This is a genomic window from Rhizobium acaciae, assembly GCF_025941625.1.
Taxonomy (GTDB): domain Bacteria; phylum Pseudomonadota; class Alphaproteobacteria; order Rhizobiales; family Rhizobiaceae; genus Rhizobium; species Rhizobium acaciae.
This window is the reverse complement of sequence record NZ_JAPCZO010000056.1, coordinates 1-9,661: the sequence shown is the minus strand read 5'-3', so window position 1 is coordinate 9,661 and position 9,661 is coordinate 1. Positions and strand designations below refer to the sequence as shown.

11 protein-coding genes and 5 pseudogenes are annotated in these 9,661 nt (G+C 57.2%); 4 read left to right on the top strand and 12 right to left on the bottom strand.

Annotated features, from left to right (window positions below):
- The coding region (locus tag OLZ32_RS38920; protein ID WP_264425676.1) for a hypothetical protein at positions 1-268 on the top strand (268 nt) is incomplete at its 5' end.
- 301 nt (positions 269-569) lie between these two features.
- On the opposite strand, the gene OLZ32_RS38915 is transcribed toward OLZ32_RS38920, so the two are convergent.
- From OLZ32_RS38915 to OLZ32_RS38875, 10 genes and pseudogenes are all read right to left on the bottom strand, one after another.
- Positions 570-833 carry a DUF6894 family protein gene (locus OLZ32_RS38915; RefSeq protein WP_264425674.1) on the bottom strand — a complete coding sequence of 88 codons (264 nt, stop codon included), beginning with the start codon at positions 831-833 and terminating at the stop codon, positions 570-572.
- Between the two features lie 785 nt (positions 834-1,618).
- The gene (locus OLZ32_RS38910) at positions 1,619-2,095 is read right to left on the bottom strand and encodes a hypothetical protein (RefSeq protein WP_264425673.1); all 477 of its coding nucleotides are present in this window, start codon (positions 2,093-2,095) and stop codon (positions 1,619-1,621) included.
- 77 nt (positions 2,096-2,172) lie between these two features.
- Positions 2,173-2,334: a hypothetical protein gene (locus OLZ32_RS38905; RefSeq protein WP_264425671.1), complete on the bottom strand. Its 162-nt coding sequence runs from the start codon at positions 2,332-2,334 to the stop codon at positions 2,173-2,175.
- A 701-nt stretch (positions 2,335-3,035) separates the two neighbouring features.
- Complete coding sequence (locus OLZ32_RS38900; protein ID WP_264425669.1) at positions 3,036-3,422, bottom strand: DUF983 domain-containing protein; 387 nt, start codon at positions 3,420-3,422, stop codon at positions 3,036-3,038.
- A gap of 138 nt (positions 3,423-3,560) precedes the next feature.
- Entirely contained in the window at positions 3,561-3,755 is a 195-nt protein-coding gene (locus tag OLZ32_RS38895) for a tautomerase family protein (protein ID WP_264425667.1), read from the bottom strand.
- A 90-nt stretch (positions 3,756-3,845) separates the two neighbouring features.
- Positions 3,846-4,190 (bottom strand): annotated as a pseudogene (locus OLZ32_RS38890) (zinc-binding dehydrogenase); the annotation flags it as partial.
- 17 nt (positions 4,191-4,207) lie between these two features.
- A pseudogene (locus OLZ32_RS39575) lies at positions 4,208-4,426 on the bottom strand (hypothetical protein); the annotation flags it as partial.
- A gap of 4 nt (positions 4,427-4,430) precedes the next feature.
- Positions 4,431-4,895: pseudogene (locus OLZ32_RS38885) on the bottom strand (IS66 family transposase); the annotation flags it as partial.
- A gap of 1,601 nt (positions 4,896-6,496) precedes the next feature.
- Positions 6,497-6,736, bottom strand: a complete 240-nt coding sequence (locus OLZ32_RS38880) for a DUF2934 domain-containing protein (protein ID WP_003548546.1) — start codon at positions 6,734-6,736, stop codon at positions 6,497-6,499.
- On the bottom strand, positions 6,733-6,933 hold the full coding sequence (locus tag OLZ32_RS38875; RefSeq protein WP_264425664.1) for a hypothetical protein: 201 nt from the start codon (positions 6,931-6,933) through the stop codon (positions 6,733-6,735). Before OLZ32_RS38875 ends, OLZ32_RS38880 begins: the two co-directional genes overlap by 4 nt.
- A 300-nt stretch (positions 6,934-7,233) precedes the next feature.
- Between OLZ32_RS38875 and OLZ32_RS38870 the strand changes: the two are divergent.
- A pseudogene (locus OLZ32_RS38870) lies at positions 7,234-7,517 on the top strand (hypothetical protein); the annotation flags it as partial.
- Positions 7,518-7,746: 229 nt separating this feature from the next.
- On the opposite strand, the pseudogene OLZ32_RS38865 reads toward OLZ32_RS38870, so the two are convergent.
- Together OLZ32_RS38865 and OLZ32_RS38860 are read right to left on the bottom strand one after the other, a co-directional pair.
- Positions 7,747-7,930 (bottom strand): annotated as a pseudogene (locus OLZ32_RS38865) (hypothetical protein).
- Positions 7,931-8,010: 80 nt separating this feature from the next.
- Complete coding sequence (locus OLZ32_RS38860; RefSeq protein ID WP_264425662.1) at positions 8,011-8,316, bottom strand: response regulator; 306 nt, start codon at positions 8,314-8,316, stop codon at positions 8,011-8,013.
- A gap of 201 nt (positions 8,317-8,517) precedes the next feature.
- Between OLZ32_RS38860 and OLZ32_RS38855 the strand changes: the two genes are divergently transcribed.
- Both OLZ32_RS38855 and OLZ32_RS38850 read left to right on the top strand, forming a co-directional pair.
- Positions 8,518-8,853, top strand: a complete 336-nt coding sequence (locus OLZ32_RS38855) for a response regulator (RefSeq protein WP_264425660.1) — start codon at positions 8,518-8,520, stop codon at positions 8,851-8,853.
- Between the two features lie 41 nt (positions 8,854-8,894).
- On the top strand, positions 8,895-9,131 hold the full coding sequence (locus tag OLZ32_RS38850) for a DUF1236 domain-containing protein (RefSeq protein WP_264425658.1): 237 nt from the start codon (positions 8,895-8,897) through the stop codon (positions 9,129-9,131).
- The last annotated feature ends 530 nt before the right edge of the window (positions 9,132-9,661 follow it).

Below are 9,661 nucleotides of genomic sequence, written 5' to 3'. Positions count from 1 at the left end.
AAAGGCCGGGATGACTACCGAGACCAGAGGCTGGTCAGAATGGAACGCGTTTCCTCGATCCTCATCTTTTATGAAAGCATTGCAGATCTCTCGCCACGTCAACCACAAAGACTTTCGTACAGGTGAAGGGACTGCTTTTGATTTCTGCCGTTTTCGTACATTCAAGTCGGAGCGGGCAAATCCCAGCCGCCGACATTTGTTAAAAGATGGCCTTCAACACGCCTACATTCTAACTTTGTTCTGCGGGCGCAAACGGACTTTGGTCTGACGTAGACCCTCTACTTTTGTAGAAGAGGATAGATATGTCAGCCGCACGCTGTCGACCCCGGAGAGTTCGGGCCAGGCGTCAAGATCTGTTCCTCGGGCACCTGGTTCATGCGGGTCGCGGAAAGGGAGCGGGCGCGCGATTGACCCCAATGAGCTTCCAGTTCCATAGGATTACCACTCCGGCGAAACGCCGAGGGACGTGCGACGCGGGAAGAGCAGCGCTTGATTGTTACCGCCATATTCACCTTGCCTAAACAGCCTCCACCAGAAATAGATGGTTAGACGGTTGAGCATTATCGTGTCTACAGCACTTGCCCAGCGACGTTCAAATGATCCACGATTTGGACGGCGGCCGTGAAGGAGAGAACGATGACGGTCAAGCCTCGATCATCGGTGACGTTCATCAGCCATGCCGAGACGTTAGCCTCCTTCAGTAGAGCGCCCCTCAGCCGCTCGGCTATGGTCTCCACAGCCTCGGTACGGGCGCTCTGCAGGTCCGGATGTTCCGAGCCCACCGTGTCCGGGATGGAGATGCCGTCATGAAGGTTGAAAAAGTAGCGAGCCATCCAGCTATTGCTCCTGCACAGGCAAGAGCAACGATTATCTCCCAGCCATCCGCGCCTGCGGGCGATGGCGGATGATGTCCCATCATGGCATGTGATCATGTTCTAAGGAAGGCGCATTGCACTCGGTCATCGGGATACCGGCGAGCGAATGATGAAGAGATCAGTAAGAAGCTACACAAGGAAGGACACGCCAAGACATGGGTTCCGCGACAGCCGAACCGATCGCGGGGGCAGTTTAGGCCGGCCAACGCACAGGAGACAATATGCTTGGGGTAAGCAGATCATCCCTGAGCGGCCCACCGAATAATACTCAGCATACGTGTAATTTGAAGTCACTTGATCCTTATGAGCGAAATCGTGCGAGATTTGCTTAATTTCTGAGCGGGCCTGTGGAACGAAAGTATTATTTATTGCTCACATAAAAAGCATATGCAAAGTAGTTGTAGCAACGCCACAATGCGTTCCTGCCTAGAAACCACCCCCCTACCTAAGCCCCGCTCTGGCGGGGATTTTCTTTCTCTCGGCATGTTTGAGCTCCGCAAGATTGGTATTGGAGCGCACCGGAACCGGCCCGCTCTTTGGTTGTTACACGCGTGGAACGCAAGTGTGTTCCTCTAGACTAAGGCCCGTCAACTTGCCCCGCGTCGGCGGGCTTTTTTGATCACGGAGGTCCCCTTCGCGTCACGGCCAGCTAATATCCGAGCGCTTTTCCAGCCAGCCTGCAGTCGATACTGCTGGCCGCCGCTCCCATGCCGAAAGTCTGGAGATCATCACGAGGCAGGATTTCAAGCGCTCGCCCCGGTGCCCGGCCCATCGCGCGTCAAGTTATCCTCTTCGATCTTCGCATAGAACCGGGATTCATGTGCCCATTCCGTCTCTGCCGCTTCCAACTCCTCCGGGGAAAGATGGTAGATAACGAGCTTTTCGAGCACTTCGTCCACGTCCCGGGCCATGCCGAGAAGGTCCATGGACTTGCCCATATGGCCGCTCTCTCCGAACGTATCGAAGCACATGCCAGAGACCAGATCTCGAAGGGCGAGAACCTTCGTCGTCGTCTCCGCCAAGAAGTGTGGTTCATCTCCAAAATCGAGTGAATCAGACACGGCCTGCGCTCGACGGGACAGAGCTTCTGATCGAGACCTCGAACCGTCTTCCTCGAAAACGTCATAGCACTGTCTGCTGACGTGCTCCGCGTAGACCGCGAATTTCATGATATCGCCTGGCGAGATTTTCTGATCGTTTCTGTACAAAATGGTGGGCATGCCAAATCCTCCACGCTGGAATAGGACTATCGGGTTGCCGCAGGAATGTTCCTATTCTGTTCTTTTTGGTGAAGGAGTCAAGGTCGCCTTTTCTTCAGGACCGTCAGCCCACTGTCGAGGTCGGCGTTGGCGGCAAGCATGAGTGCGTGGTTGTCAGCCAATTCGATGATTGTCGTGAGCACCTCATCCGCCCGCCACCCCGCAGCAACGGCACGGTCGATGAGAGCAGCGAATTCCAAATGGACCGCGTCCTGGCATCGGAGGAAGCGATCAGGATCATTGTTTGGCACATCCGGCAGGTATATTTCGTCCATCTGATGAACTTGAGCCGCTCGAAGAAGCGCGTCAATACATCGGAGGGCATGGTTGATGACCTTAACGCCATCTCCACATCACCTCGTGGCGGGCTAATCAGAGAGAGGACTTGCCCGCGGTTTTGGAACAAGCGCTTCCGGCCTGCCCGTCTGGCGATAGTTGGAAACTGGGACGGCAATAGGAGTAGCGCTCGACGTCCGGTCTCGAGTCAAGAAGATCTCCTCCGTGCTCTTTTCGGACCACGATCAGACGCATGAGCCCCACGACCCGCAACAGCGAAGAGGCATGCAACGGCGCGACAGCGCGAGCACCGAAAAGGTAGACGCCAGACCGAGTCGTAGCAAGGGCTCGTTGACCTGCTAGCGGGTCACAAGCTGTACGGATGGAAGAAGACGGGGTCGGATCATGCAGTGCGAATTCGTCGAATTCGGCCCGATCTGATTGGCCTGTCAATGTACTGAGCTCGAAGATGGGGCGTTTACGCGCGTGGCGGCCAGCCCAACGTAAGTGCCGATCAGAAGCCATCTCCGCTACCGAACGACAGCGTTGTAGAGCTCGATGGAGGCATCACACAAAAACGAGGGCGCTTGATCGTCCCACTCCACGTCGTAGTGGCGGCCCTCGGTTACCCTCGCCACTCCGTATCGATCTTTCCTTCTTCTGCTTTGTGGAAATATTGGGAGCAAACCAGCCAGCCCTTCAGGGGTCTTAGCAACGCGACGCATGCCAACACCGTCAGTGGCAGCGTCACAAGGAGATGTACCCAAAGCGGAATGTCGAAAGTGAACTGGAGCCACAGCGCAAATCCGAGCGCAGGAACGGCGACAATGCTCATCGAAAAAAAGGCTGGTCCGTCAGCGGGGTCCGCGAAGGAATAGTCCAGGCCACAAACCTCACAGGCCGGAGCCAGCGACAGGAAACCATTGAAGAGATGGCCGCGCTGACAACGCGGACAGCGCCCTTTAATCCCCGTGAGGGCGTCAAACGTCGTCTCGTTGTAGTCGTTTGTCATCCTCGACCTTCGTGAACGTTTGTGGGCGACGATCAAATCCCCTCCGTTTTCGCCGGCAGCATCGAAGCGAACTCATCACGGGACGTCGGGTTCCCGTCGATCATCTCGTAGACGGCCTTCGATCTGCCGAGGTTGCCATCAATGACGGTGGACTAAGCGTTCGCCGCCTATGTGCCAGCCAGTGTGCAGTTCCTCGATCAGAACCCATGTGACTGACCTGAAGGCCTCCGAGCCTTCGAACTTCACCATAACGTCTGTAATCGCCTTCGCTAGCGCGTGTTTCTGGGTGCTGGTGAAGACGCCGTCTACGAGTTTGATGTTGACGAAGGGCATGGGTATCTCCTCTGTAATGTGAAAGCGTTGGCACGGATCGGACAATTGCGACCGTCAGTGGACCTCGATGACGAGCTTGCCGTTTGCCTTTCATTTCTCGATCAGCTCATGCGCGCTCGCTGCATCGTCCTACGTGAATCTTCTTGGATCGACCCTTGGCGAGACCGTCCCCGCTTCCACGAGGTTCGTCGCCTCGCGCATGATATCGCCGTGATGCTCCCGTCCCTCGCCTGTCAGCAGGGGGATCAAGGTGAACACGCCGGAGTAGGTTGCGGATTTAAATGACAATGGGGCCAGTGCGTGCGTTCCCCAGCCAAGACAGCTCACGACATGACCGAACCGGCCAACGGCTTTAAAAGCGGTGTCCAGTCCCGCACCGCCAACCGTGTCGTAGACCACATCGAAGCCCTTGCCGGCGGAATGCTTCGCCACATAGACGCGGAGAACCAAGTGCGGCTGGCCGTGATCTCACGCCGGGACAACGCGCTCTGCTGCAACCTGGAGAAATAGCATCTAAACAACCTGGAGCGCACGCTGAAATTACAGCACTGGACCATGCGGCTTCCGTCCCGCCGAAGCAGGACGAACAGCCGACAGTAGCCGAAACGACGCCGCTCATTGGCGAGGTCGCGCAGCTTCGTCCGGAGTTTAACCTCCGCCGGTCGGCTTGAGGTTCGGCTGGGCCTTGATCAGTTTCCTGCGGCCATGTGCCCAATAGAAGGCCAGCTTCAACGGATCGCCGCCCGTGCGATCTGGCGTCGCAAGATGCGAATAGCCACCATAGGCATCGATCTGAATCATGCCGTTGCAGCCGTCGAGGATTTCTGCAGCATATTCACCTTTACGCCCAGGCCGGCAGTGAAAGACCACGCCAGTCGGTGCAGAGCCGTTCCAGCCGCGATCGTCGCGCAGAACCGCCCAGAGATGGCCAGTTTTGGACTTGCCGCCTCCCGGATCCAACACCGGGGCCGTGGTCTCGTCGACATAGAGCCTTGAGCTGCCCTGTATCTGGATCATGGCCATGTGGTCTACCACCGGCGGGACCGCAACACCCGTCCAACACGTCCAATCGGCCAGGGCGGTGCGGTCGATCGGCACTCCGTGCGGGCCCATGCCCGCAGCCTGCCGGTTGAGCGGCATCGCAAAAAAAGCGACCATACGGTCGTTTGGTCTCCATTTCTCGCCGCGCCGGATGCCATCCAGCGTGAAGACCACGGACCGCAAGGTTGCGCTGCCTCCATCTGCCTCGTTGCAGAAGGCGCGTGTATCTGGATTGTTCCAGAGAATGTACGCGACCGGAATCGTGACAGCGACACCGGCAATCCGGGCAGGATGCAGGTTGTCGAGGCATGCGGCAGAGGGCGGCGCATAGCGAGCCTCCCTGGTTTTCTGCCGGGTCAAGGTGACTGCGAAATAACTCCCGAAGCCTAAGATGAAGACGACAGGAAGCACAATACGGCCCGTAGCGCCCGCAGCCGGGTCACAATCCCTCACCGCCGGACCCGGCGCCCCGGTTCGACAACACGGTAGGCACTACCAGCGAAGCGGCTTGCTGAAAGGAGCGCCGGAGGACCTGAGGCTATTGGGGGAAGGCCCCGTCGTCGGTGTAAGCTGAAAAGAAGGGCTTCCGCACGCGCGATCAGCGCGGTGATAAAAAAGGCGGCTGATCCGGGCGCCGCCGCCTAGCATTCGGGTCTTATGCGAACATTATTGACAGATTCGCAAGTGATACCTGCTACCGCGACCAGATAGATCTCTCTATCTTACCCACCAGCACTTACTCCCTAGCTTGGTAATTTTAGAGAAAGCGCAAACAAGCTGCATCATGTTCTCATGATACCCAACAAAAAATCTAACCTGATGCATAAATTCAGATTTGATTACCCCATGATACTTCGGTAACATTTGCAATGGCCGCTCAGCGTTTGTTGCCAACCCCACGCAGCTAAGAACTCCTGTACGTTGGGCGGCCACCGAACTTCACATTTAGCCAATTTATTGTTGAAAATTCTTGGAAACACGCTCGATCCAGCAATGCCTGGATCAAGCAGATGCCGGTATGTAGTATAAGGCCATCCACCAACACCCATCACGGCCGACATAAAGGTATGGGCAGCCTTCGCTCAGAGCGTGTCTAGCCATTGAATAGCGGGGATGGAGAAACCGCATTCAACCAGGGTGGACAGGTGGCTGCTTCACCCAAACCGAAGTCGGGCTGTGTGGGATACTGGCCCACGAAAATTGGAACGGACCGCGGATTACTGAGCGCTGTTGCCAGGCCCAAGCTGCAGAGCCTGAGACTTGGGCTATCCGGTCCAAGCTGTTGAGGGGACGTGCCCGCAATAGGGACGGCGCGCAGGAGGATCGAGGATAGAACAACTGAAGACCACATATCCAGGTCATCCAGCATGTTAAGGCTCGCCGGTCCGCAGCGAGATAAGAAGCGACGGCGCCGGAGGCGATCTCGGCAGCCACGCGATCCCCTCGCCTTCTCAAGTACCCGGAGGGCCGAGCTGTCGGCACCAACCCGGCGAGCCGCGAAAGAACAGTGGACGCCTTGTCATGCACTCAACAGGACTTAGCCCGGCGGGGCCTTTTGGTCTTGCGATGCTTCAAATAATCTTCAGCCAATGCCTGACCCAGGCCCCAGCCCCGTCAAGACAGCCAACCGACGTCTTTGAGCGTGGTGCTTTGTCGTGTGATGATCACACGAGTAACCGTGTAAGAGCTCGTTACGCCGCTCAGCCGGCTTTAGTCGATGCATTGCCCCAGTCATGGCGCGGCATTGCCGGACGTTGCGGTTTCGCGCGAAACCTCACCAGCACCTCGCGGCCATCAACGGAAGCCTGCGTGCGCTCGAGCGCGTCGCGTTCGGCAACCGCCTGGCGCCAGTGTTCGGCGTCTCGGCCATCAGGCCGGCCCTGTTCCTCCCAAATCGCGTAAGCTCTTTTGCTGATCCATTCGTGGCGTCTGTCGCTCATCTATCCATTCCATTCGATGCTTCGGCAACGCTGTCTTGCGGGACCACTCTGTCCTGCCGAACCCGTAGGCGGCGCAATCGGAACAGGTTCTTTGCCTGCTCGTCCTTCAAGCCATATTTGGAAGCGAATTCATAAAGGGTATAGGGGCGGCCGCGCAGGATTCTGCTCCGGCGCTCCGGTTCACGGATTTGCGTCATTGGTAGTAACCCCAGTGTGTTTTGCAAATGTCAGAACAAATTATAGGGGCGGAAGTTCCGCCAATTTTTCAGCGTTTTTTCGTCTGGCAATGTCATCATTTGGCGGCTATGCCACAAACGAAAAAAGCGCCCTTTCCGATCAAGGAGAGGGCGTTTAGAGGTGGCGTGTGTTGCTATACAGCGAACCGCAATATTGTATCGGCGACGAAATTCGCGATGCTCGCATAGCGGGCGGTGTTTGGGTGGCGCGAACAATCCCTGCGACACCATGTTCAGGTAACCGGCGTAATGCTCATGAAGTCGTTCCCCCAGCCGTTCCTCTCCTACACGACTAAGGACGCCTGGACGTTCTCGCTGAATACGGAGTCGACACGTAACTGGGAAACGAACGACTGGTCGGTGCCGATCAACTTCGCAGTCGCCAACCGACCACCATCGGCAAACAGCCAATCAGCCTGACGGCCGGCATACGATATTGGGCGGCGGCCCCAGACAACGGCCCGGAAGGACTGGGCTTCCGCGTCGCGGTCACGTTCTTCCGACGTGATCTCTTGCCTATTTCGAACGAACGCCATCTACATTGATCACTCGCTGGGCGGCGGCCACAATGGTGTCTCGATTCCAAAGGCTGCGCCTTGGTCATTTTACCGGCAAGAGAATTCGGCCTCCACTGCCTACTTATCAGTTCGGCGGAGGGACTGCGCGACCTCGAGGACCGGTCGAGCGTCCTACTCTCCAGCCCATGCGGTATGTCGCTCGAGCGTCACGGCGAGCCGCTCGCGGAAGGATGGGCCGATCGAAAATCATCCTTCGTCATTCCTTGGCATGATGGTCGCCACGGTCGCCTTCGCCCCGCTTCGCTTCGGTCTTTGGACTTGTGTCGTTTGTCGGCGGAAAGAGAACGGTCGACATCCGTCGATTCCTTGAACTGGCCCTGCTTGTCGCGCCGCACGAAGCGCTTGTCGGTTCCCGTGTCGATCAGTTCGCGGTTGGTCATGACTTTAGCTTGAGCTGTCGGCACGACAGGACGACTCGCGCGGCATCAGCTCACGGACGTGTGACGAAAGGAGCTCGAGGCTATCGGCTTAGGGAGAAGTCGCGCGCCCGCTGGCAGGACGTATGCGCCGACGGGGTGCCCGAGGTTATAAGAATGCCAATCTCCGGATAGACGCCTGCCACGAGCCTCGCCAGGTCTATGCCCGTCAGGCCACCGGGCATGTCCACGTCGGTGAAGACGACGTCGATCTCCCGGCTCGAGAGGATGCCAACCGCTTTGAGGACGGAGCCGGCCTCATAGACCACGTAGCCGTCGGCTTCGAGGACGTCGACAGCGACGAAGCGAATGAGCGCTTCATCGTCCACTACCAGGATTGCCTTCTGCATGGAGCCGCCTCTCCTACCTCTGTAACGGACATGATTCAACGACAACGAAAGTGAACGGCGAATAGATAAGAAAATGCTAAAAAGCAGTGGATACCGACTAAGTTTCGATCGCCCCCCACTTCGAACGGATATTCGGACTTCAGTCGGAAGTGACAGGCACCGTCGTTTTCGATACTCTTGCGCTGCCCCAGAAGGAGAAATATGCCTACGATCCTCATCCTTGAAGACGAACCTTTCATCGCGATCGATATCGAAACGGTTCTGGAGAGATGTGGCCAGCGCAGCTTCATGAGGCTCTCGACCGGTTCGGACGCCGTCTCCTGGCTGAAGGAAAACTCGCCATCCGCCTTCATCGTCGACCCTCGCCTCTCGGACGGCGTCTGCACTGCCGTCGCGCGGCATCTCGTCAATTGCGACATTCCGTTCATTGTCTATTCGGGCGAGAGCGAATCCGTTTCCCAGCTGAAACCCGCGTTCGCAGAAGGTCATCTTCTGATGAAGCCGGCCTCGCCCGAGCAGCTTGTGGAAGCTGTCTAGACGGCCTTGAACGGGTCCTACCGTCGGCTTAAGTCCGGGGCTTGACGACAAGTTATCTCTGGACGCTGGAACGCGAAGGCCGGTCGACCCGCAGTGGCCTCGACACGGCCGAGGAAATCATATCGATCATTACGGGCGTCGCAGTCGGTACGGCATTTCCTGACACGGTCGAGATCCAAACGATCCCCGATCAACCTGATTACGGTTATGTAGTCGTCAACAAAAAGCGTGTGCTCGTCAATCCGAAGACCCGCACGGTGATCGAGGTCATCAAATAAATTGAAAGCATCGCGGGCCCTGCTTCCAAGGCCCGCTATTCCTCTACCATTCCTCCTCCGTCCGCATCAGGTGCCGTTCGCTCGGGGAGCGAGGACTGAATTCAGCTTGGCATCTACCGCAGCCAGCCGCATAAGATGACGTCGTAATCGCGGGGTCGTTTTTGGGCATTCGAGACGCGAGGGAGCAATACGGTCGTCGAACTTCAACCTATTCGTTCGCGGCTGATCTTCACGGTTTGCTGTGGTCGTCCCGAGACGAAGACAGTGTTGTATTCCGCGCAGACCCTTGTCGAGCACAAGCCGTATCACGAAACACGGGTCGCTTCGGAAAATCACCCCAATGGTCACAAGTGACAGATACGTTCTCCGAGCTTGTCGGAACTCCCAAAACGCATATTTCTGCGTGGCGTCAATTGCACTTCCGATCGCGTATCGGGGGAGCTGCGGATTTGCGGCCAACGAACGCCTGACGACTTCCAGAGCACTTTTGCCCATTCGCAGGTGATCGGAAGACATGCTGCCTGGATGCC

Bases quoted from the DNA above. Each gene is read 5' to 3' on its own strand.
- OLZ32_RS38895 (WP_264425667.1), bottom strand. From the start codon at position 3,755: ATGCCCTTCGTCAACATCAAACTCGTAGACGGCGTCTTCACCAGCACC.
- OLZ32_RS38915 (WP_264425674.1), bottom strand. From the start codon at position 833: ATGGCTCGCTACTTTTTCAACCTTCATGACGGCATCTCCATCCCGGAC.
- OLZ32_RS38880 (WP_003548546.1), bottom strand. From the start codon at position 6,736: ATGAGCGACAGACGCCACGAATGGATCAGCAAAAGAGCTTACGCGATT.
- OLZ32_RS38860 (WP_264425662.1), bottom strand. From the start codon at position 8,316: ATGCAGAAGGCAATCCTGGTAGTGGACGATGAAGCGCTCATTCGCTTC.
- OLZ32_RS38875 (WP_264425664.1), bottom strand. From the start codon at position 6,933: ATGACGCAAATCCGTGAACCGGAGCGCCGGAGCAGAATCCTGCGCGGC.
- OLZ32_RS38900 (WP_264425669.1), bottom strand. From the start codon at position 3,422: ATGACAAACGACTACAACGAGACGACGTTTGACGCCCTCACGGGGATT.
- OLZ32_RS38910 (WP_264425673.1), bottom strand. From the start codon at position 2,095: ATGCCCACCATTTTGTACAGAAACGATCAGAAAATCTCGCCAGGCGAT.
- OLZ32_RS38855 (WP_264425660.1), top strand. From the start codon at position 8,518: ATGCCTACGATCCTCATCCTTGAAGACGAACCTTTCATCGCGATCGAT.